Origin of the sequence: Alistipes sp. AF48-12, from assembly GCF_003477565.1 — a bacterium.
In the GTDB taxonomy this organism is placed as follows: domain Bacteria; phylum Bacteroidota; class Bacteroidia; order Bacteroidales; family Rikenellaceae; genus Alistipes_A; species Alistipes_A hominis.
This window is the reverse complement of record NZ_QUDJ01000020.1, coordinates 1-21,991: the sequence shown is the minus strand read 5'-3', so window position 1 is coordinate 21,991 and position 21,991 is coordinate 1. Positions and strand designations below refer to the sequence as shown.

Here is a 21,991-nt window from a genome sequence, read left to right as displayed (position 1 = left end):
CACGGAATCACCACCACACCTGTTCGCCGTTTTCAAGGGTGAAAATACGCTCTTCTTTCCCCCGGGTATGGTCCCTCAACAGCAAAAGCGCATGGGACGGTATGTTGTCGTAATACAAATTCATGTTCTCCGCCTTTTTTTTACCGAGCGATTCCCAGCCGGATTCATCTTTCCAATAGAACAGTTCATAAACATCGCCGATGCGGATGTTGTTGTCGTCGCTGCGAAAAGCATACTCTACGCTGCCGATCGAAACCGGTTCGCCGAAATCCATCCCGGCCCAACTGTTATTGGGATCGGTAGAGTCAAAGAACGTGAAAGGATCGCCGTCGAACACGGCCTCCCTGGTTCGTCGGGGATCGTCGAGGTAGGAGCCCGGCGTTCCGATAATCGTTCCTCTCAGGGAACGATTCGAACCGGGGGGGTGGAACAGCAGTTCGGCCATGTTGTTAAATCCGGCAAGAGAAGAAAAATAACGCCAATACCGGTATTTCGGAGTTTCCGCAGGAATCCGCACCTCGCCGGCCGACTGAGCCTCCGTAAATTCGTGAATCGTAACGACATCGCTGAAATCCGGCCGATTGGCAGCCTGTATTTTACCGGATATCAACCTTTTGGTCACTGTCGTCATCGCGTGGTAATACGGATATTTCCGCAGCAATTTAAACGATTCGCGGTTTACGGTATCGGGAATCAGCAGGTCTACCTTGCCGTAGGCGTCAACCGTAAAAGGGTACGACAGCGGCGTGATTTTCTCCCCGTCGGAGCAATACACCGGAAGATAGGCGATGTCGCGTCCGATAGCTTCGAAAACCGCTTCCGATCCGCCGACATCTCCGAATCCGACCGGGACCCAATTCCGATTGTCAAAAACCGCCACATAAGCGTACTTATTCCTCTTTTTTAGTGCGGGATCGATCCTGATCCGGACGTCTTGCGTAGACACATATTCGGCGGTAACATCTTTTATCGTCACGGTACTGAGAGACGAAGGAACCGCTTCCCCGCTATTGTTCAACCGGATAAAAACCGGATTGAGCGCATAGCATTGGCGGTAGACTTTAGCCATCATCTCTCCGGGACGGTGAGGCGTTCCCGGATCCGTGTCCAACGGAACGAACTCTTCGAAACGCCCGTTATTGGAGACCTGAATGACATTCCAGGAATGTCCCTGGGCCTGAGTCGGCCACTGAGGGGTAAAATCGACAGCCACGGGAATGCCTTTGCTTTGCAAAACCGCCTTAACGACAATCCCTTTATCCGTGCAATTGGACAAATGCATCTTCAGAAAAGTAGACATCCGGAGGATCGGCAGTCCCGTATACGCATAGGGCAACGTCGTTTTCAAATGGGAGTTCAGTCCCTGATTTATATTCAGCGCCGCCCAATGCGGAGAATGACAGGTAAATCTTCCGGCTCTCAGATCGGTCAGGTCGTACAGCCGATCGGCCAATTCACTGCATTCGTCTTTCCAGTTATCCGCCTGAAAAGCCGGCGCGGCTTTGTAAGGAAGAATATATTCGCAAAAATCGTCAAACGTAAGATGAGCGGCCCAGGGCGCATTCGCCCAAGTTTCAAAAGCGTTTTCGATGTTTCGAATCAGATAGTCCGCTTTGAGTATCCGGATGTCCGATTGGCTGGAAGACGGTTTTACGGGGAACCGCTTGGAAACCGCCTCCATAGCCTTCACTTTGAATCCGGCCCAATCCTGATCATCGGCTTCTTTCAGATTCGTTTTTGCGAGTTCGAGCAAAGAAGTATCCAGAGGAGTCGCCAGAATCGAATCGACCTGATCGCAAAACGCATTGACGATCGCCGGATCGAGCGAATAATGCCCCGGCATGTTTTTAATCAGAAACTCGGCCGCACGGAGCTTCAGACTGTCCTCGCTTTTTCGACTGTAATGAGCCAACACCTTTTCCATTTCTCCGCGGTTAGGCCCCGCGCATCGGAGAGCCCATTCCAAAGTGGGTCTGTCTTTCGAACACGAGCAAACGGAGAGTAAAAAAAGAAGAGATAAAGATAAATAACGCATAATTTAAAAGTTAACAATTTTCCACCTGATCTGTTTGAATACGCTAAAGCATCGAACGTCGTTCAAAAAAAATAATAAAATCAGACGAGAATCTACGCTGGCGTTTCGAGCGGAATCGTCCGATTACGACAACCGATAAAATAACTTTGTCAGCCGTTCCCATCCATATCGCTATACATTCTGCCTATATCCTATTTTTTTGAAAGTATCGACGACTCGTTGCATCCGTATATTATATAATTTCAGACGATATATTCCAGCCAAAAATAACAAATAAAAGCATTCGAAAACAAAACAGAACGAAATTTTCGAACGGGATCACAAAGCCGCAGCGGCCCAAAGCCGTTCTCGCCGCCGGAGAGGAACGCGACGCCCCGTTTCCGGCGCCGCCGGAATGCCGCGGATACCCGGCGACGGACCGCATTCGAAATAAAATGCGTGAAATCCCGTTATCTATGCAGAAATTAGCATAAATGAAAAAATAATATTACCTTTGTCGAGTAAACAACGCGAGTTCATTCTGATCTTTATCTTCTTTGCATTTTCCCGGACAGTTCCGTCCGGCTTCTTTCATCGTTGAAATCGACCTTTATAAGCTTTCTTTGTTTCGGCAATCAACTGCCCGAGTAGGTTTGTTACCAGGACTGAAGACGGCATATGTCAAATTTCAACGGTATTACGGAAATGAAATCATTTTTCATCGGCAAGTACGAAATCAAACTGCCCATCGTACAAGGCGGTATGGGCGTGGGCGTATCGCTCAACGGATTGGCTTCGGCCGTCGCGAACGAAGGGGGCGTCGGAGTCATATCGGCAGCCGGGCTGGGGCTGCTCTATCCCGGCTATAAAGGAAGCTATTCCGAGAAGTGCATATACGGGCTGCGGCAGGAGATCCGCAAAGCCCGCGAAAAGACTTACGGAGTGATCGGGATCAACATCATGGTCGCGCTCTCCAATTTTCCCGACATGGTACGCACGGCCGTCTCGGAAAATGCGGACGTGATCTTCGCAGGGGCCGGTCTTCCGCTCGATCTGCCGGGTTATCTGACCGAGGGGAGCCGGACGCAGCTCGTTCCGATCGTCTCTTCTTCCCGGGCGGCGCGGCTGATTTGCGAAAAATGGTCGGCCAATTACGGGTATCTCCCGGACGCGATCGTCGTGGAAGGGCCGAAAGCCGGAGGGCACCTGGGTTTCAAAAAGGAGCAGATCGAAGACGAGCACTACTCGCTGGAGCATCTGATCCCGGAAGTGGTCGAAGTGGCCCGGAGCTATGCCGGCCAAAAAAACATTCCGGTCATCGCGGCGGGCGGAATAGCGACCGGTGAAGACATCGCGCGGTTTATGGCGTTGGGGGCATCGGCGGTACAGATGGGCTCCATCTTCGTTCCGACCGAAGAGTGCGACGCGTCGGTCGAATTCAAAAAAGTGTATCTGAACGCCCATCGCGAAGACATACGCATCATTCAGAGCCCGGTAGGGATGCCCGGACGCGCTTTCGACGGGGAGTTCATCCGGAATGTGGCCGAGGGGAAGGAGAAACCCCGCTCCTGCCCGTTCCATTGCATCAAAACGTGCGACTATACCAAAAGTCCGTATTGTATCATCAAAGCGCTCTACAATGCAGCCAAAGGCAATATGAAAAAAGGCTATGCCTTTGCCGGCGGCAACGCTTATCTTTCCGACAAGATCAGGAGCGTCAGGGAAGTAGTCGAAAAGCTGAAAACGGACTTCTTCCTTTCCAAAGCCGCCTTTTGAGCGGCATCAACTTTTAAAAACGTCCGCGAATGCGGAATTTAGTATGACATTCAACGAACTGAACATTGCAGAACCGATCTTGAAAGCGGTCTGCGAAAAAGGATATAACGAGCCGACCCCTATTCAGGAACAGGCCATCCCGGTTGTCCTCCGGGGAAAAGATATTTTCGGAATCGCCCAGACGGGTACGGGAAAAACGGCGGCATTCGCCATTCCCATCCTGCAAATGCTGTCGGAAGACAGCGCCCGGGACGAACGATCTTCGGTAATCGAGCCCGGCGCGAGCCGCCGCGACCGGCGAGGAAGATCGCACGGGAAAAAAGAGTGCCGCGCAATCAGATCGCTGATTCTGACTCCTACGCGCGAGCTTGCCCTGCAGATCGGCGATTGCTTCACCGATTACGGCAAATACACAGGTCTGAAACACACGGCGATATTCGGCGGCGTGAAGCAGAATCCACAAACGGAAAAACTGCGGCAGGGCGTGGATATCCTGATCGCCACCCCCGGACGGTTGCTCGACCTGACCGCACAGGGAGAGGTGAAGTTAGACGCCCTGACGCATTTCGTACTGGACGAGGCGGACAGGATGCTCGACATGGGATTCATCGCCGATATCAGGCGGCTGCTGAAAGTGCTGCCGGCGAAACGTCAAACGCTCTTTTTCTCGGCTACGATGCCCAAGGATATCGTCGCGTTGTCGGGGTCTATCCTGCACGATCCGGTACGGGTGGAAGTGACTCCCGTTTCCTCGACGGTCGATACGGTCGACCAATGCGTCTATTTCGTCGAGAAACCCGAGAAAAAAGGCCTGCTGATATCGGTGCTGAAAAAAGAGTCCGACCAATCGGTACTGGTATTTTCGCGGACGAAACACGGCGCGGACAACATCTCGCGCACCCTGAAGAAAGCCGGCATCCAGAGCGAAGCGATCCACGGAAACAAATCCCAAGGACAGCGACAACGGGCCCTGAGCGACTTCAAATCGGGAAAAATCAAAGTCATGGTGGCCACCGACATCGCTGCGCGGGGCATCGACATCCATGAACTCAACCTGGTAATCAACTACGATCTGCCCGACGTAGCCGAAACCTACGTACACCGCATCGGGCGCACCGGCCGCGCAGGACATACGGGAAGAGCCCTTACGTTTTGCACCAGCGACGAGCAGGTAATGGTAAAAGACATTCAGAAACTGACCGGCAGAAAACTGGCGACAGTGCGTCACACCGCTTAATCGTTTTATTAACTTTAAAATATATTAATGGCAGGATCACAATCATTTGGGAAAAGAGAAAACGAAAAGAAAAAGCAGGCCAAACGCCTCGAAAAGCAGAAACGCAAGGAAGAACGCCAGGCGACCGGCACCAGTTCGTTCGACGACATGATCGCTTATGTGGACGAGAACGGCAATTTCACCGACGTACCGCCCGAAGAACGCAAGAAAGAAGCGGTCAAGCTGGAAGACATCGTCATTGCCGTTCCCAAGAAAGACGACTCCGAACCGGAAATACAAAGAGGCCGGGTCGAGCATTTCAACGAAGGGAAGGGATACGGCTTTATCAAGGATCTCACGTCCGGCGAGAAGTATTTCTTCCATGTTTCGTCTGCGCCCGCGGGCATCTCGGAAGGCAACACCGTTACTTTCGAGACGGAGCGGAGCGCACGGGGCATGAATGCGATAAACATCACATTGACAAAATAACGATACGATTCACTCACAAAAACAGAAAAAAATGAATATTTACGTTTCACACCTGAACTTCGCTACGAAAGACGACAGTTTACTGAATTTATTCGCGGAATACGGAGAAGTATCTTCCGCCAGCATCATCATGGATCGCGAAACCGGTCGCTCGCGCGGGTTCGGTTTTGTCGAAATGCCCAATGACGCCGAAGGCCGGAAGGCCATCGAAGCGTTGAACGACACGGAGTTCGAAGGCAAAGTCATCGGTGTGAACATCGCCCGGCCGAAAACCGAAAGAAGCAACGACGGCTATAATCGCGGCGGAGGTTACAACCGCGGCGGAGGCGGATACGGCAGACGATAAGCGGCTGTAGGCATACGCGCATCGCACGACTCCTCGACCGGGCTTCGGCGATCATACGGATCGGAATCGGGTTTTCCCCGGTTCCGATTTTATTTGCAGAAAACCGTAGCGTTTTCCGAGGGGGACGAAAAGCTTCCCCGTGCAAATCCGTTATAAAAACGCTTTGCCGACGGGACGGAGAGGCAGTGTAAACCAGAAGGTGGAACCTTCGTCCGGCACGGACTCGACGCCGATCCGCCCGCCCAACTTCGAAACGATCGTTTCGCAGATCGAAAGCCCGAGACCCGTCCCCTGGGCAAACGCGTCGAGTTTGACGAAGCGACCGAACACGTCCCGCTGCTTCTCCGGCGGAATTCCGCATCCGGTATCCGAAACATAGAAATACAATTCCCCGTCGTTCCGATCCCGGTAACCGAAACGGATGTTTCCTTCGGCCGTGAATTTGATCGCATTGGTCATGAAATTGGTCACGACCTGCATCAACCGGTTCGGGTCGGTGCGGATCCGGTAATCGCTCTCCGGCTCTTCGAACCGCACATCCACCGGATGACCGTCCGGAATCCGCAGCCGGATGCTCTGTTCGATCCCGGAAAACATTTCCCGCAGATCAACGTCCGACTCGGTGAATTCGAGCGTTCCGGCCTCGATCTTAGACAGGTCGAGGATATCGCCGATCAACTGGAGCAACAGTTCGTTGTTGTTTTCGATGATCGAAATATACCCCCGTTTCTCCTCTTCGTTCTCCGTATTGGCCAGCACGCTCGAGAAACCGACAATCGCATTCAGCGGCGTCCGAATTTCGTGGCTCATATTGGCCAGGAAAGCCGATTTCAAGCGATTCGACTCTTCGGCTTTCTCTTTGGCCTCGCGCAGATCCTGTTCGAGTCGTTTCTGCACGTCGATCTGTAGCGAAGCGCCGACCAGTTGCACCGGGCTCCCCGAAGCGTCGCGCTCGCGGATGACGGCGAAACTCTTCGCCCACTGGTAGCCGCCCTGCACGTAGATCACCCGGTACTCCTGTTGCAGGATGTCGTTCCGGCCGGCCAGCAAGTCGGCGTAAGCGGCGCGCATCCGCTCCCGGTCGTCGGGATGGATCATCGCATAGTACTGTTCGTCCGAGACGATCAAGTGCTCGCCGGAATGATCCTCCATCCCGGACGTATAAGAGAGATCGCAGTCGACCAGCCCTCCCCCGACGTCCCACGTCCAGGGAGTCAATCCGGTCGCCTGCAGCACCAGTTTATACTTTTCATTCAGCTCCTCCTGCTCGGCGCGGTGCCGTTCCATCCGCGCCAGGGCCAGGTGCTCTTCGGTACGGTCGATACAAAATACGTCCTTAATCCCCGCTTCGCTGCTGCTGAACACCAGCTTGTCGTAATAGCGCAGCCCCTTCGCACCGTCTACGACGAACGAATGAACCGTCTGTTCGGTCTCCGCCAGACAGGAGAGTTTGTCGCGGCAGGACAACGCTTCGCTCAGCCGTTTGCCCAGGATCTGCCGGCGTGTACATCCGAATACCTGCTCAAAGGCGGGATTCACATCAAGAAACTCGAAATCGGAACCGGACGATCCGCCGGCGATCCGCTTGCGCAGATAGATCACCGGCATATTGTCGACCAGCTTCCTGTATTGCGAGAGCAGTTGGAACTCGCGGTTCTGCTGCCGCTGCCGCTGCATGAACCAGCACAACGCCGATACCAGCAACAAAAGCAGCGCTCCCAGAACGACCAAGTGAAATTTGTATTTCTGGAAAAAGCCCGGAGGAACCTGCGTATATACGGCGTCTTTCGGAAACAGGGCCGGATCGACCCCTTGGTGTACGAGGTGGTGATAGTCGAGGTAAGCTGCCGGAGCGCCGCCGTCTCGCCAGGAGATGTCGCGGGCCGGCTTTCCTTCGAGAATTTCCCGGATAACGGCGCTGGCCACCCGACTGAACTCGATCGCCGGAATGTAATATCCGCCCGCGAAGCTACCCTCCTCGTGATCCCGGTCGGTCAGCGTAAAAATCGGCGTGTGGGCCAGCCCGAAGATCACCCGCTGCACGTGATCGTCCAGGTATTCATGCCGGTTCTGGGTAACGAACCAGGAGTAGTAGATAATCCCTTTTTTATCGTCGAAACCCGAAAGCGTATCGAGCAACTGTCCGGTCGTCAATTCCGGCGTGCTGAGCGATTCGAACGCCAGATCCGGGAAATATTTCTTTACCGTCTGCCGCACCTCTTCCCGGATGCGGAGGCTGATGTAGCGATGATCCGAAATCAGGGCCACGGTATTCATTCCGGGCTGCAACTGCCGCATCATCTCGATCGTTTCCCGGATAAAAGAGGGCTGTTTGAGGATGGTCAGGTTATATCCTTCGGCAATCTCCGAAGCCGGCACCGCCGTACGGCTGTCGAGGTTTACGCCGAGCAAATCCTCGATCGAAGCAGGCATCGAATCGCGCGAATAGCAGATCACCGTCGGCACTTCCTTCCACTCCCTGTCGAACAGGGGACGGCAAACGAGCCAGCCGGGATCGCCGATATAGATGACCGCCCGGGGCGGAACGGGATATTTGGCGAGCAGCATCTCCCGTTTGGCTCGGGCGTCCTCGGGCGTCTTCATCATCGGGACGAGCAGCTCCTCGGTATCGACGCGCACCCCTTGTTGTCTGACCTCCTCCACCAACGACCGGTACAGGACATCCGACCATGCTTCGCCGAACGAAGCAGAATTCAGCAACAGAACGTAATTGCCGTTATCGGATCGCTGTCCATAAACCGATGGAAACCAACCGATGAGAAAAAATAAAATACACAGCCGCTTCTTCATAATTGCAGACCGCAAGGACCCGGGTATCCGTTTACCAAATTCCAACGGTTAAAAGTAATAAAAATTGCCACACCTAAAATTTCTCAGGTATAAAAGCGGCCAGAAACAGAAATATAGCTTGAAAACCCGACTCACCGGGTCCGTATCCCACGAACCGGAATCGTCGGTGCGCCTCCTACAAATCGTCGTCGGTCGGCAGCGGCCATTCGTCGGTGCGGAAAGGCGCCGCGGGTAGCCCCGCGCTGTTGACCAGGTTCGCTTCCCGCGTAAAGTTAGCCCATCCGTAACGCACGGCGACCGGAGACGGCACCGCCTCCGAACGGACGGTCACGCCGACCCCGTCCGGATTGACCGTAGCCGTAGCCGGGTGGAAACGCCGGTCTTCGCCGGCGACCGAAAAACCGGAAAGCGGCTTGCCGTCTCCCGAAGAAAGTCCGTCCGCGGTCTCACGGAAAGTCAGCACGGCCGCACCGTCCCGGTATTCCACCCCGTCGAGCAGCGGACTGCTACGCACGATATCTTTAAAGCCGTACACGTCGTGCAAGCAGATTCGCCAGGCGGGCGCCCACCTCCTTTTTATAAGGCGGGTGAATATTGAGCGAATCGCCCAGATGAAAGGCTACCACCATACCGGTATTCTCCCTGCGGTCGAGCAGGCGGCGCTGCACGTCCCGTAAATGCGGCCAGGCGGATTCGATCTCCGAACCCGACTCCCGGCCGTCGTAGCCGGCCAGTTGGACGAAATAAAATTTCAGGTCGGGATCGCCCCACCGCTCGCGCCAGGAATCGACCAGCATCGGGAAAAGATGTCCGTACTGCCGGGCCTTGGATGCGCTGGATTCGCCCTGATACCACAGAATTCCGCTGATTCCGTACGGGATCAGCGGCGCGACCATGCCGTTGAACAGATCTCCCGGCGTATGCCGCTGCCCCGCCACATCCCAGCACCACGGGAAACGCTCCTCCACCGGCAGGCCGTTTTCGAGCTGATGGATCGACTGTACGAAGCGGTCGTGGATCGGTTTGGTAACCGGATCTTCGACCAACTCGGAACGCGGCATCCAACTCTCGATGGCCGTCCCGCCGAAATAAGCGCCGATGACGCCGACCGGCACGCCCAGACGCTCTTTCAGTTCCTGCGCGAATGCGTAGGAGACCGCCGACCAGCGCGGCACGCCTTCCGAGTCCGCCTTCTGCCACCGTCCTCCGGCCGTAAACACCGGCTCCTGCGACGACCACTGGAATGGGACGAACAGGCGGATATCCGGATCGCTAACCATCGGCACATTGCTCTCCCACACTTTCATCTCCATGTTGGACTGTCCAGAAGCGAACCACACCTCGCCCACAGCCACGTCGCGGAGCGTCGCGGTATCCTTTCCCGAAACGACCCGCATCACCAGCCGGTGTCGGCCGCGAGCGGCCTGAGCAGTATCTTCCAGTCGCCTGCGCTGTCGGCCCGCGTCTTGTAACTTTTTCCCGCGAAAGTCAGCCTGACCGACGCGCCGGCGGCGGCCCGGCCCCAGACCGGAACGCGGCGTCCGCGTTGCAGCACCATCCCGTCGCTGAAAACCATCGGCAACCGCAGGTTCCCCGCCAGGTTCTCGGGCACGGGACGATCCAGGCTGTAATCCGTGAACGTCACCGCATCGCACGCCGCATAGAGCCCGGTAACGCCCAGGCCGAAAGCCGGCATATGGTTTTCGATTCCGATTTTGAGCAACACCGTTCCGTCGGCGTTGTCGGTAACGACGATCTTCCACGGCCGCCAGTCCTCCCGGTCGACGACCGGAGCCCGGACGATGGAAAGATTATACTCCCGCTCCGGCTGCAAAACGGGAAAATGAGCCTCCTGCCACATGCGGAAATTACCGTACTGCCAGCGAAGCGTCTGGAGAGCCGTATAACCCGCCGCGGGAGTGATCCGCAGTAAATGGTAGTCATCTTTGTTTTCAATGTGCAGCGCAACGCCGAACCCGGCGCCGGCACAGACGTCCGACAACCTGAAGTTCACGCTCAGGTTAAACCATTCGCAATCCCAGAGGCCGCTGCGGTCGACCAGCAGGCAAGGTTGTTCCCCCGCTTCCGGAACGATCCCGGAGGCTCCGGTTTGCCACTTTCCGGAGAGGGTCTCCCAACGGGGAGCCTCGCCGTACGCTGCCGCACCACACAGCGACAGCACGGCCGCCAGCACGAATCCGTAACAAGTATTTTTCATCATTTCACTCGTATTCGTTAAAATCAGGTCATTCGACGGCCCGGACGCTCAGGTTCCGCACCATCAGCCCCGCATCGAAAGTTCCGGGAACTTCCCATCCGAAATTCATCCCCATCAGTTCCAGATCGTCGAGGTCGGTATGCAGAAACTGTCCTTTGTCCTTCATCGCGGCAACGCCCTGCCGGATCAGCGGCAACAGGTCGAGCCGGGCACGATGCCACTTCAAATCGTGGAAAGAAACGTCCCCCCAGATCGTGCGGGGCGGAATGGCGTAAATATAAGTCGCCGTGCCGATATCCCACTGCACGTACTCCGTGGAGTCGAGCCGCGGGTAACGGTAATCGAACGACGGGACGCCGACCCACAGCGAGAGTTGGTAATCCGGCGAATCGGGATTCACGTTGCGCATAAAAAAATAGAACGGCGACTGGGCCGTATGCAGGCTCTCGTTGAATTCGGCATCGGTCATCTTTTTGTCGCAATGGACGATCCGCAGCTCCATCGTGAAATCGAGACGGCTGATCCGGCCGACGTTCGGACGGTTCTCGAAATCCTGCTGGATCAGCAGGTGCGGCCACGCGTCGCTGCCGGTACGCGGGGCTTCGTATTCGGTACTCGTCGTAATGTCGAGCAGCAGCGTACCGTCGGCAAAGCGGGTGACCTTCTTGCCGGGATTGGCGTACGTAACGCCGTCCCGCCCTTCGACCGGAACGGTTCCGCCCAGATCGTACTTGCTGGCCCACTGGGCCATTTGCCAGACAGGATCGGCGTCGCCCCGTCCGAAACGGATCGTATCCGTATTGGTCTTTTCGAACCCGCCGTTCTGCTGCACGATTTCGGGCCACAGCGGCGATACGGCCAGCCCCTTTTCGAACTTCGGATCGCCGAGAACTTCCACCCCGGCCGGTTGTTTTTTCCCGCTGCGGCTTTCGCGGCCGGCCGCGTCGCATTTCGGACTTCCGCCGAAACAAAGCGTGATCCCGGCCAGCGTCAGTATCCCGACCGCGACAGCACCTTTTCGTATTCTCATAACTTCCGTATTTTCAGATTCGGATCGTTCGCCGGCAGTCTCCCCGGACGAATTTTGTAAAGATAGCGATTGAAACGGAATCTACCAATCCGGCCGGAATAAAAAACAGACACGCCACCTCCGGATACGACAGGACAGCCTTCCTCCGGCACGCATCGATCGATAAACGCACCGGCAGAAGGCTGCCCCGTAGCCGCGCCGAAGCACGGATCGTTTCGTCCGCCGTTATTTAGGATCGACCGTAAACGTTTTGGAAAAAGCGACTTTGCCGTCGTTCTGGTAATTCAGCGTAACGGTGAAGCCTACCGGCTTGGTAATATCGCCGAAATCAATACTTTCCATAGATTTTTCGATCTGTTTTACCATCAGATCGAACATCTCCCGGGCTTCCGATTCGGTCAAAATCTTCGTTCCGACCTGATTGCACATGCTCTCCAATTCGCTGTTGATCAGCGTGACGGTCAGCGCGTCGAGATCGCCGGCTTCGGTAATGGCCGCGCGCATGACATAGGCGTGAACGGCATCATCGTTCTTATCGTCCTTACAACCGGAAAAAAGCATCGCAACGCTCAGGCAGGCCAATACGGCCGTAAACAATTTCGTTTTCATCATCTTTGAAATAATATTTAGTAATTCATTAAAAGCGTCCTCCACTCTTTTTATCCGGACGTTCCCACGGGAAAAATACCGGTCCGGCGGCGCGATACGAATCGTTTACGGAAACGGCAACCGGAATCCGCCGAAAGAAACTGCAAAAGTAATTAAATATTTTCCCATTCCAAATATTCAGACGCATACCCTCGTCGCTCCCCGGGAAAACGCCTATCCAAAGAATCCCACCGAACGCAAAACCCGTACCGCCGGTTACGCTAATTTACATGGACAACGAGGTTTATTTTTGGAATTTCCACGAATAACCTTTTAATTTGTATCGTAATGAACTTCTCCGGACAGAAAACACAAGGCACTGCGATAGTTCGCCGGCCCTGACAGACATTATTAAACTGCTATTTACAAACTTTACAAACCACTCAAACACAACTTTATGAAAAAAATTGTCTTTTTGCTCGTAGCGGCGATCGCTGCCGGCGCCGTTTCGGCTCAGAAACCTTTCACGTTCGGACCCAAAGTCGGAATAAACGTTACGGACCTGCATCCCGACGGTCTCGACGACATCAATCACCTCTCCGGCACGAAACCCGCGCTGGTGATCGGCGCTTTCGCCGAATACCGGGCGGCCAAATGGTTCGCCGTTTCGCTGGATGTTTTGTATTCGCGCCAGGGTTCCAGCGCCGAAATCACCCAAGGCGCGCTCGGCTCCGAACACAAACTCAAATTCAACAACCGGCTGAACTACCTGAATATTCCGATCCTGGCCAACTTCTACGTCACCAACGGACTGGCGCTGAAAGCGGGTATCCAGCCGGGCTTCCTGCTCAGCGGCAAATACAGGGCAAAAGTCGACGGCGGCTCCTGGAATACCGAAGACACGAAGCATTATTTCAAATCGACCGACTTCTCGATCCCGGTAGGCATCTCCTACACGTTCGAACAAGGTCTGGTCATCGATGCCCGTTACAATATCCCGGTCACCGACATCGCGACGGATGAATTCAAGGAAGACTTTAGCGGCGGCAACGAGGAACTGAACAAAATGACCAACCGCGTATTCTCGCTGACCGTAGGCTGGAAATTCTAAGCGATTCGCCGATAACCCTAAAAACGTCCTCTGCCGGAGGACGTTTTTTTATGCCCGCAACCGAAAAGAACGGCTTTCTGCGACCCGGACAGCGAAAAAAGAAACGAGCCCGGATAACGTAGGGCTATCTGGCCCGGTCGGCGAATCGGAGGATCAGCGCGCCAGCGGGTCGCGGTACACATCTTTTTTAATCCGTTCGATAAATTCGGGCAACCGTTCGGGCGTATCGTTTCCCATGATCCACAGCGGAGCGGCATCGCCGAAATTTTCGTAGGACGGCTGCACGTAGCTCCGATCGACGATCCGGTAGCCGTTGCGCCGGTAAAAAGCGACGCGCCGGGCGGTCAGCTCGTCCTCGGCCGGCTCCACTTCGAGCAGCCGGATTCCGGGCAGCGAGGTCTCCACGTGCTCGAGCACCTGCTGTCCAATTTTACGGTTCCGCATATGCGGCGCCACGGCCAGGTGTTCGAGGTAGTAAAACTCGCCCATATCCCAGTAGACGAACAGGCCGCAAAGCTCGCCGTCCGACTCGATCATATTGAAATGCATCGCAGGCGTCGCGCCGATCATCCGCCGGAGCTGCCCGACGGTACGCCGCTCACTGCTGCAGAACGCCTCTTCGTAGAGGGGAACCAAGTGTTCCAGACGGCTGTCCTGTCCGTCGGTTATCCGAATCAGTTTTATCATATCACCTCGCTTTATAAAAATTCGACAAAAAGTCCGGAATCAGCCGCCGGACGGAGAACCGCCCCGGCCGGCCGCCGAGAATCACTGTCACGACCGCTGCCACGATCAGCGCGACGCCGGCGAACTGTTCCGCGACGAAACGTTCGCCGAGGAAAAAAATCCCGAGCGCGACGGCGGTCAACGGTTCGAGACAACCGAGAATCGCGGTCGTCGTCGAACCGATCCGCTGTACGGCCAACACCAACGTCAAATCGGATACCAAAGTGGGAATCAGAGCCAACAAAATCAGGTGGACGGCAGCCGACCAGTCCGGAATGGATTCGGGAATTTCCCCTTTTACGAACAGGTTCCCGGCGAAAATTATCGTTGCCGAAAGCAGGATGAAAAACACCATTTTGAGTCCCTTCATATGCTGCACGCACGATTTGTTGACGCCGACGATGTAAACGGCGTACGTAGCTACGGTCGCGAGCGCCAGTGTCAGCCCCTTCATCCCGACCGCGGCATCCGTTCCGCCCGAAAGCAGCCACACGCCGGCGACGGCCGCAAGCGCGGCGACCATCACGGACACCGAAATCCGGTCTTTGAAAAACAACGCCATGATCGCGGCGACCAGCAGCGGATACAGGAAATGGATCGTCGTGGCGACCCCGCTCGGAATATACAGGTAAGCGATCGTCAGCAGCAGCGACGTGAAAGCGTACAGCGCCCCCAGTCCGAACAGCACGCCGAATTCCCGGAGCGTAACGCGCAGGTCCGCCCGCCGGAGCAGCAGATAGGCTCCGACCACCGCGGACGACAGCGCAAAGCGGTAAAACATCACCGAATCGACCCCCATGCCGCCGCGGATCACAGGAAGTGCGAACAGCGGAATCATCCCGAACGTCGCCGACGAGATCATCGCCAGCAGAATGCCTTGGAATTGTTTCATTCGAATTACAGGTTTAACGGATTACAGGCCGCAAAGATCCGTAGAAAATCTTCGTTTCCCGTTAACAAATGTTAAAAAACGAACCTTTTCGCGCAATTATTGTACGCCGGAACGGACCCGGCTCAGGGAGACCTGAGAAATGCCGAGGTACGACGCGATATCCCGCAACGGAGCTTTTTGCAGAATTTCCGGCTCGCGTTCGACCAGCAGCCGGTAACGTTCGGCCGCCGTCAGGAAATAACGCTCGACGAACAGCCGTTCCATCCGCAGGATGATGCGGTCGGACATCCGCCGGCCCCAGTTGGCCAGTTCGACCTCCTTCTCGAAAAGCCCGTCGAGCGTCTCGTTCGAAATTTTCAGCAGGTCGCACTCTTCGAGCAGTTCGACGTTCTCGTATCCGGACGAACGAAACAGGTAGGCGTTCATCGACAACAGCGACATGCCGGCGGTCGCAAACCAGATCGTCGCATCCTTCCCGTCCCGATACAGGAAACCGCGGGCGAATCCCCGCACGATGAAATAGCTGTACTTTTCGACCACGCCGTCGCGGATCAACAGGTGTCCCTTCGGCAGCGTGACGCGCTCGGTATGCCGCAGAAACAACTGCAACGCACCGTCCGAAACCGGGTACGCTTCCCGCATTTTTTTGATGAATTCTTCCATATCCCTGCCGTTCGGCACAAAGATAGCGATTCGTTCCCGATCCCCGGAGCTACCGGCGATTTTCATTCTCCGGCAAACGAAAAAAGACGGCCTGACTTGTTTTTCACGGCATTGCATATTATTAATTTCTATTCTATCTTTGCTCTTGTAAACCATATATTAATTATCAAAACGACTCCTATGCTTCGCAGATTTTCGAATACCCGTTCCGTTTTTTTCGGTCGAGCAGGACTGATATTTTTCATGGCCTTCTTATGTTCGTCTTATTCCGGGAAGCAAACGGTACTTATCCATTCCCACAACGATTACCAGAAAAATATTCCTTTTTACCGCGCTTATTCCCAGCAGGTGCATACTATCGAGGCGGATATTTATGCGGCTCCTGCTTCCGATGGCTTGCTGGTGGCGCACGATCCTCACGAACTCGATTCGGCGCTTTCGCTCGATGAAATGTATCTCGAACCGCTGATCTTTTTATTCGGGCAAAACGAAGGACGTCCCTGGCGAGGTTCGGAGCAGGTGCTCACGCTGATGATCGACCTGAAAACTCCGCTGCACCCGACCATTGACCGGCTGATCGCCAAGTTGAAAAGACATCCCGAAGTGTTCGATCCTTCGGTAAATCCGTACGCTGTGAGGATCGTGATCTCGGGCAGTCGGCCCGACCCTGAAGCTTTCGGGGAGTATCCCCGCTTTATTTCTTTCGACGGATTCATCGACGTGGACTATACGCCGCAGCAGCTCGAACGGGTGGCTTTCATCAGCGAGCCGTTTTTCCGCTACTCGAAATGGAAAGGGGGTGCAGACACGCTCTCCGCCGAAGACCGGCAGGTAATCGAAAGTCTGGTGGCGAAGTCCCACAAAACGGGGAAACCTATCCGGTTTTGGGGGTCTCCGGACACCGTCAACGCCTGGGAAACGTTCCGCGAACTCGGCATCGACATCATCAACACCGACCGTCCGGAAGCCTGCACCCTTTATTTCCAGGAGCATTGACCGGTCGCTTTTCCTTTTCGGAAGAATGATCCGCCGGGATAACCGAACGTGCGTTGCATCCGCATAGCGACTGTAATTTAGAACAAAACTATTGCCTATTCGTTACCTCATCACAAAAAGAAAAGCGCAACAAGTCGGTAATTGACTTGTTGCACCATTCTAAAGGAAATCCCCGCATTCCCCCGTTTAAACGTCTCGGTACGGAAACGGGGAAGGATTACAACTTATATTCCTGCCAGCTCTTGATCTGAATATCCTTCTCCTTCATTTCGCAGAAAGCTTCGATGAAGGCGCTCGCGAGACGGGCGTTGGTAATCAACGGAATGTTGTGGTCGATCGCGCCGCGGCGGATCTTGTAGCCGTTGGTCAGCTCGCGGTGCGAGTGGTTCTTCGGGATGTTGATGACCAGGTCGAATTTATGCGCGGAAATCATGTGGATCACGTTGTCCGCCTTCCCTTCGTCCGGCCAACTCACACATACGGCCTTCACGCCGTGCTCGGCGAGGAATTTCTCCGTTCCGCCGGTCGCATAGATCTCGTAGCCGTTGTCCTGCAGCATCTTGCAGGCGTCCAGCAAGTCCACCTTCGAACGGGTGTCGCCCGAGGAAACCATCACGGCCTTTTTCGGAATACTGTACCCGACCGAAATCATCGACGTCAGCAGCGCTTCGCTGAAATCGTCGCCGATGCAACCCACTTCGCCGGTCGACGACATATCCACGCCGAGCACCGGGTCGGCATTGTGCAACCGCGAGAACGAGAACTGCGACGCCTTCACGCCGATCCAGTCGATATCGAAATTCGTGTTGTCCGGTTTTTCATACGAAGTGTCGAGCATGATCCGCGTCGCGGTCTCGATGAAGTTGCGTTTCAGCACCTTCGACACGAACGGGAAGCTGCGCGACGCGCGCAGGTTACATTCGATCACCTTCACGTCGTTGTTCTTCGCAAGGAACTGGATATTGAACGGGCCGCTGATGTTCAGCTCTTTGGCGATCTTGCGACCGATTTTCTTGATGCGGCGGGCGGTTTCGAAGTAGATCTTCTGCGCCGGGAATACCAGCGTGGCGTCCCCCGAGTGGACGCCGGCGAATTCGACATGTTCCGAAATCGCGTATTCGACCACTTCGCCGTTGTGCGCCACGGCGTCGAATTCGATCTCCTTGGCGTTCTGCAAAAACTGCGACACGACCACCGGATACTCTTTCGACACTTTGGCCGCCAGTTTCAGGAACGTCTCCAGTTCCTCGGCGTTGTAGCAGACGTTCATCGCCGCGCCCGAAAGCACATACGACGGACGCACCAGCACCGGATAGCCTACCTTGCCGACGAAGTCGTACACTTCATCCATGTGCGAAAGCTCTTTCCAGGCCGGCTGGTCGATGCCCAACTGGTCGAGCATACTCGAGAACTTGTGGCGGTTTTCAGCGCGGTCGATCGACAGCGGAGACGTGCCGAGCACCGGAATATCCTGGCGGTGCAGCCGGATCGCGAGGTTGTTCGGGATCTGTCCGCCCACCGAAACGATCACGCCTTTAGGCATCTCCAGGTCGAGTACGTCCAGCACCCGTTCGAACGACAGTTCGTCGAAATAGAGCCGGTCGCACATATCGTAGTCGGTCGAAACGGTCTCGGGGTTATAGTTGATCATGATCGACTTGTAACCCAGCTTGCGGGCCGTCTGCACGGCATTCACCGAGCACCAGTCGAACTCGACCGAACTGCCGATCCGGTAAGCGCCCGAACCGAGCACGACGACCGATTTTTCATTCTTGAAATAAGGAACCTGGTGCTCCGTCCCGTCGTAAGTCACATAGAGGTAGTTGGTCAGCTCGGGATTTTCCGAAGCGACCGTATTGATCCTTTTGACCGACGGCAGCACATTGTTCTTCTTGCGGACGGCGCGGACGCGCAGCGACTCCTTCTCGATGTTGCCGTCCGGGTCTTCGACGAAGCGGGCGATCTGGAAGTCCGAAAAACCGAGCCGCTTGGCTTCTTGCAGTACGGCCGCGGGCACGTCTTCGATCTTATCGTATTTGCTCAGCACGAGCGAATAGTCGTGGATATTTTTCAGTTTGCCGAGGAACCAGGGGTCGATCTTGGTCAGGTTGTAGATCCGGTCGATCGAATAACCTTCTTCGAACGCCTTGGCGATCGCGAAGATACGCAGGTCGGTCGGATGCGACAGTTCTTCTTCAAGGTTACCGAATTCCAGGTCGCGGTTGCCGACGAATCCGTGCATCCCCTGCCCGATCATCCGCAGTCCTTTCTGGATGATCTCCTCGAACGATTGGCCGATCGACATGATCTCGCCGACGGACTTCATGCTCGATCCGATCTGGCGCGAAACGCCGGCGAACTTGCTCAGGTCCCAACGCGGGATTTTGCAGATCAGGTAGTCGAGCGACGGGGCCACGTAAGCCGAATTCGGCGTTCCCATCTCGCCGATCTGGTCGAGCGTATAGCCCAGGGCCAGTTTGGCCGCCACGAACGCCAGCGGATAGCCCGTAGCCTTCGACGCCAGCGCCGACGAACGGCTCAGCCGGGCGTTCACCTCGATCACGCGGTAGTCGTCCGTCTCGGAGTTGAACGCGTACTGGATATTGCATTCGCCGACGATCCCGATGTGGCGGATCACCTTTTTGGAAAGTTCCTGCAACAAGGCCAGTTCCTGGTCGTCCAGCGAACAGGTCGGGGCCACCACAATGCTCTCGCCGGTGTGGATTCCCAGCGGATCGAAGTTCTCCATACTGGCCACCGTGAAGCAGTGGTCGTTCTTATCGCGGATCACTTCGAATTCGATCTCCTTCCATCCCTTCAGCGACTCCTCGACCAGTATTTGCTTCGAATAGGCGAACGAGCTTTCGCACAGCGTCCTGAACTCATCGAGGTTGCTGCATATGCCGCTGCCCAGGCCGCCCAGCGCATAGGCCGAACGTACCATCACCGGGAACCCGATCCGGTTGGCCGCCTCGATGGCCACCTCCATGCTTTCGACAGCCTGGCTGACCGGGGTCTTGACTTCGATCTGGTTCAGTTTCTTTACGAACAAGTCGCGGTCTTCGGTCGTCATGATCGCTTCTACCGACGTTCCGAGCACCTGCACGCCGTATTTCTCCAACGTGCCGCTGAGGAATAATTCCGTTCCGCAGTTCAGCGCCGTCTGTCCGCCGAATGCCAGTAAAATGCCGTCGGGACGCTCTTTTTTGATAATCTCCTCGACAAAATAAGGAGTTACGGGCAGGAAATAAACCCGATCGGCGACTCCGTCCGAAGTCTGGATCGTAGCGATGTTCGGGTTGATCAACACCGTTGAAATTCCTTCGGCTTTCAGCGCCTTCAACGCCTGCGAACCGGAGTAATCGAATTCTCCCGCCTGTCCGATTTTCAATGCTCCCGAGCCGAGCACAATGACTTTTTTGATTTCTTTGTTTACTGACATAGGTTAAAGATGTTTAAAGTCGACCTAAAAATTTCGTAAATGTACGGCGTTTTTTCGAATTATTAAGTCTGTGACGGCCACTTTTTTCGGCGGTCCGGCAACCGAAATCCGGAGGATCGCAGCCCGAGCGCCGGACATACCGGAGCCTCCGGAATCGCCCCGCCGGATTTCATTTCATCATATAACACTACATATCAACGTATTAATAAAAACGAACGACTCTAAATGCGCGCCAACGGATTCCGGCCGGAAAATAGTTCCTCCTTTTTTTTACCTTTGCGAAAAAATAAATCCGATCCGGCATATGGACAAGGTACTTATCATCGACGACGAACGGCAGTTGCGCGGCCTGCTGGCGCGCATCATCGGCCTGGAAGGATACGAAGTGATTCAGGCCGAAAACTGTGCGGCGGGACTCCGCCAACTGGAACGCACGCGCCCCGGGGTCGTGTTGTGCGACGTCAAACTGCCGGACGGCAACGGAGTCGACCTGGTCGGCCGGATCAAGGCGATCGCGCCCGATGCCGAAGTGATCCTGCTGACCGCCTACGGCAACATTCCGGACGGCGTGCAGGCGATCAAGAACGGCGCGTTCGACTACATCACCAAAGGCGACGACAATCCGAAGATCATCCCGTTGCTGAGCCGCGCGATGGAAAAAGCCAAAGCGCAACGGAAATCCGCCGCCGGACGGCAGCCGGAAACAGCTCCGTCGTTCGAGGCGGTCATCGGCTCGTCGAAAGCGATGCGAGACGCCGTTGAATTGGCCCGCAAGGTCGCGGCCACAGACACCTCGGTACTGCTCACCGGCGAAACGGGCACCGGCAAAGAGGTTTTCGCACAGGCCATCCACCGGGAAGGCGGCCGCAGCGGGAAAGCGTTCGTGGCGGTCAACTGCTCGGCATTCGCCAAAGATCTGCTCGAAAGCGAACTGTTCGGCCACCGGGCCGGAGCCTTCACCGGCGCCGCCAAAGACAAAAAAGGACTGTTCGAGGAGGCCGACGGCGGCACGATCTTCCTCGACGAAATCGGCGAGATGCCGATAGATCTGCAAGCCAAATTGTTACGAGTACTCGAAAGCGGCGAATTCCTGAAAATCGGGGAGACCAAACCGCGAAAGGTCGATATGCGCGTAATCGCCGCGACGAACCGCGACCTGCCCGAAGAGATCCGGACGGGCAATTTCCGCGAAGACCTCTACTACCGGCTGTCGGTTTTCCAGATCCGGCTGCCGTCGCTTCAGGAGCGGCCCTCCGACATCGACGAGTACGTCCGCCATTTTGCCGGTATTTTCGCCGGAAAAATGGGAAAAAGATCGACGCCGTCGATCCCGGTTATCTCGACCTGCTGAAACGGCACGCCTGGCGCGGTAACGTGCGCGAACTGCGGAACGTCGTCGAGCGCAGCATGATTATGGCCGAAGGCACGACGCTGCGCGTGGGGGATCTGCCGATCGAATTCCAACGTGAAAACGGCTCCGACGGGAACGACGCTCCGCCAACCTCGCTCGACGCGATCGAAAAACAGCACATCGCCAAAATACTCAGCTACACCGGCGGCAACAAAACCGAAACGGCCCGCCTGCTGGGAATCGGCGTTACAACGCTCTACCGCAAAATCGACGAATACGGATTGTAAATACCTGAAAATATCCTCCGCCGTTCGATCCGGAT

At 55.5% G+C, this 21,991-nt stretch carries 17 protein-coding genes and 1 pseudogene; 7 read left to right on the top strand and 11 right to left on the bottom strand.

The genetic code is table 11. The annotated features are described in order from the left end of the window. Window positions 1-7: 7 nt before the first annotated feature. Window positions 8-1,924 carry a discoidin domain-containing protein gene (locus DW082_RS11775; protein WP_118458808.1) on the bottom strand — a complete coding sequence of 639 codons (1,917 nt, stop codon included), beginning with the start codon at window positions 1,922-1,924 and terminating at the stop codon, window positions 8-10. Window positions 1,925-2,719: 795 nt separating this feature from the next. On the opposite strand from DW082_RS11775, the gene DW082_RS11770 reads away from it, so the two are divergent. Genes DW082_RS11770 through DW082_RS11755 form a run of 4 tightly spaced genes read left to right on the top strand, consistent with a single transcriptional unit; the run spans window position 2,720 to window position 5,841 of the window. After that, window positions 2,720-3,790 (top strand): nitronate monooxygenase family protein, encoded by a 1,071-nt coding sequence (locus DW082_RS11770; RefSeq protein ID WP_118458825.1) that lies wholly within the window; start codon window positions 2,720-2,722, stop codon window positions 3,788-3,790. 43 nt (window positions 3,791-3,833) lie between these two features. Then, on the top strand, window positions 3,834-5,027 hold the full coding sequence (locus tag DW082_RS11765; RefSeq protein ID WP_118458806.1) for a DEAD/DEAH box helicase: 1,194 nt from the start codon (window positions 3,834-3,836) through the stop codon (window positions 5,025-5,027). Window positions 5,028-5,054: 27 nt separating this feature from the next. Next, a complete protein-coding gene (locus tag DW082_RS11760; RefSeq protein ID WP_055203360.1) occupies window positions 5,055-5,495 on the top strand; it encodes a cold-shock protein in 441 nt (146 codons plus the stop codon). Window positions 5,496-5,526: 31 nt separating this feature from the next. Next, entirely contained in the window at window positions 5,527-5,841 is a 315-nt protein-coding gene (locus DW082_RS11755; RefSeq protein WP_055203358.1) for an RNA-binding protein, read from the top strand. Window positions 5,842-5,991: 150 nt separating this feature from the next. On the opposite strand, the gene DW082_RS11750 is transcribed toward DW082_RS11755, so the two are convergent. From DW082_RS11750 to DW082_RS11725, 6 genes are all read right to left on the bottom strand, one after another. Beyond that, complete coding sequence (locus tag DW082_RS11750) at window positions 5,992-8,562, bottom strand: ATP-binding protein (protein WP_259335620.1); 2,571 nt, start codon at window positions 8,560-8,562, stop codon at window positions 5,992-5,994. Between the two features lie 265 nt (window positions 8,563-8,827). Beyond that, entirely contained in the window at window positions 8,828-9,187 is a 360-nt protein-coding gene (locus DW082_RS11745; RefSeq protein ID WP_118458802.1) for a hypothetical protein, read from the bottom strand. After that, window positions 9,174-10,049, bottom strand: a complete 876-nt coding sequence (locus DW082_RS11740; RefSeq protein WP_118458800.1) for a sialate O-acetylesterase — start codon at window positions 10,047-10,049, stop codon at window positions 9,174-9,176. Before DW082_RS11740 ends, DW082_RS11745 begins: the two co-directional genes overlap by 14 nt. Then, window positions 10,049-10,873, bottom strand: coding sequence for a hypothetical protein (locus tag DW082_RS11735; protein ID WP_118458798.1), 825 nt, complete (start codon window positions 10,871-10,873; stop codon window positions 10,049-10,051). The genes DW082_RS11740 and DW082_RS11735 overlap by 1 nt, the downstream gene beginning before the upstream one ends. A 25-nt stretch (window positions 10,874-10,898) precedes the next feature. Beyond that, window positions 10,899-11,900, bottom strand: coding sequence for a hypothetical protein (locus DW082_RS11730; RefSeq protein WP_118458796.1), 1,002 nt, complete (start codon window positions 11,898-11,900; stop codon window positions 10,899-10,901). 225 nt (window positions 11,901-12,125) lie between these two features. Beyond that, the gene (locus tag DW082_RS11725) at window positions 12,126-12,512 is read right to left on the bottom strand and encodes a hypothetical protein (protein WP_101573779.1); all 387 of its coding nucleotides are present in this window, start codon (window positions 12,510-12,512) and stop codon (window positions 12,126-12,128) included. Between the two features lie 433 nt (window positions 12,513-12,945). Here DW082_RS11725 and DW082_RS11720 point away from each other — a divergent pair, with 433 nt between their 5' ends. After that, window positions 12,946-13,599, top strand: a complete 654-nt coding sequence (locus DW082_RS11720; protein ID WP_055203349.1) for a porin family protein — start codon at window positions 12,946-12,948, stop codon at window positions 13,597-13,599. 153 nt (window positions 13,600-13,752) lie between these two features. Here the strand turns inward: DW082_RS11720 and DW082_RS11715 are convergent, their stop codons facing one another. From DW082_RS11715 to DW082_RS11705, 3 genes are all read right to left on the bottom strand, one after another. Next, complete coding sequence (locus DW082_RS11715) at window positions 13,753-14,286, bottom strand: GNAT family N-acetyltransferase (protein WP_101573777.1); 534 nt, start codon at window positions 14,284-14,286, stop codon at window positions 13,753-13,755. A gap of 1 nt (window position 14,287) precedes the next feature. After that, on the bottom strand, window positions 14,288-15,217 hold the full coding sequence (locus DW082_RS11710; RefSeq protein WP_118458794.1) for a DMT family transporter: 930 nt from the start codon (window positions 15,215-15,217) through the stop codon (window positions 14,288-14,290). A gap of 96 nt (window positions 15,218-15,313) precedes the next feature. Continuing rightward, complete coding sequence (locus DW082_RS11705; RefSeq protein ID WP_118458823.1) at window positions 15,314-15,880, bottom strand: Crp/Fnr family transcriptional regulator; 567 nt, start codon at window positions 15,878-15,880, stop codon at window positions 15,314-15,316. Window positions 15,881-16,060: 180 nt separating this feature from the next. Here DW082_RS11705 and DW082_RS11700 point away from each other — a divergent pair, with 180 nt between their 5' ends. Continuing rightward, a complete protein-coding gene (locus DW082_RS11700) occupies window positions 16,061-16,876 on the top strand; it encodes a glycerophosphodiester phosphodiesterase (protein WP_118458792.1) in 816 nt (271 codons plus the stop codon). A 217-nt stretch (window positions 16,877-17,093) separates the two neighbouring features. On the opposite strand, the gene carB is transcribed toward DW082_RS11700, so the two are convergent. Beyond that, complete coding sequence (gene carB / locus DW082_RS11695; RefSeq protein WP_118458790.1) at window positions 17,094-20,318, bottom strand: carbamoyl-phosphate synthase (glutamine-hydrolyzing) large subunit; 3,225 nt, start codon at window positions 20,316-20,318, stop codon at window positions 17,094-17,096. Window positions 20,319-20,622: 304 nt separating this feature from the next. Here carB and DW082_RS11690 point away from each other — a divergent pair. Continuing rightward, window positions 20,623-21,956: pseudogene (locus tag DW082_RS11690) on the top strand (sigma-54-dependent transcriptional regulator). Window positions 21,957-21,991 lie beyond the last annotated feature (35 nt).

Excerpts from the sequence above, each read along its gene's own strand:
- DW082_RS11765 (WP_118458806.1), top strand. The coding sequence starts at position 3,834 with ATGACATTCAACGAACTGAACATTGCAGAACCGATCTTGAAAGCGGTC.
- DW082_RS11700 (WP_118458792.1), top strand. The coding sequence starts at position 16,061 with ATGCTTCGCAGATTTTCGAATACCCGTTCCGTTTTTTTCGGTCGAGCA.
- DW082_RS11730 (WP_118458796.1), bottom strand. The coding sequence starts at position 11,900 with ATGAGAATACGAAAAGGTGCTGTCGCGGTCGGGATACTGACGCTGGCC.
- DW082_RS11720 (WP_055203349.1), top strand. The coding sequence starts at position 12,946 with ATGAAAAAAATTGTCTTTTTGCTCGTAGCGGCGATCGCTGCCGGCGCC.
- DW082_RS11775 (WP_118458808.1), bottom strand. The coding sequence starts at position 1,924 with ATGGAAAAGGTGTTGGCTCATTACAGTCGAAAAAGCGAGGACAGTCTG.
- DW082_RS11705 (WP_118458823.1), bottom strand. The coding sequence starts at position 15,880 with ATGGAAGAATTCATCAAAAAAATGCGGGAAGCGTACCCGGTTTCGGAC.
- DW082_RS11725 (WP_101573779.1), bottom strand. The coding sequence starts at position 12,512 with ATGATGAAAACGAAATTGTTTACGGCCGTATTGGCCTGCCTGAGCGTT.
- DW082_RS11770 (WP_118458825.1), top strand. The coding sequence starts at position 2,720 with ATGAAATCATTTTTCATCGGCAAGTACGAAATCAAACTGCCCATCGTA.
- DW082_RS11755 (WP_055203358.1), top strand. The coding sequence starts at position 5,527 with ATGAATATTTACGTTTCACACCTGAACTTCGCTACGAAAGACGACAGT.
- DW082_RS11740 (WP_118458800.1), bottom strand. The coding sequence starts at position 10,049 with ATGCGGGTCGTTTCGGGAAAGGATACCGCGACGCTCCGCGACGTGGCT.
- DW082_RS11760 (WP_055203360.1), top strand. The coding sequence starts at position 5,055 with ATGGCAGGATCACAATCATTTGGGAAAAGAGAAAACGAAAAGAAAAAG.
- DW082_RS11735 (WP_118458798.1), bottom strand. The coding sequence starts at position 10,873 with ATGATGAAAAATACTTGTTACGGATTCGTGCTGGCGGCCGTGCTGTCG.
- DW082_RS11710 (WP_118458794.1), bottom strand. The coding sequence starts at position 15,217 with ATGAAACAATTCCAAGGCATTCTGCTGGCGATGATCTCGTCGGCGACG.
- carB (WP_118458790.1), bottom strand. The coding sequence starts at position 20,318 with ATGTCAGTAAACAAAGAAATCAAAAAAGTCATTGTGCTCGGCTCGGGA.
- DW082_RS11715 (WP_101573777.1), bottom strand. The coding sequence starts at position 14,286 with ATGATAAAACTGATTCGGATAACCGACGGACAGGACAGCCGTCTGGAA.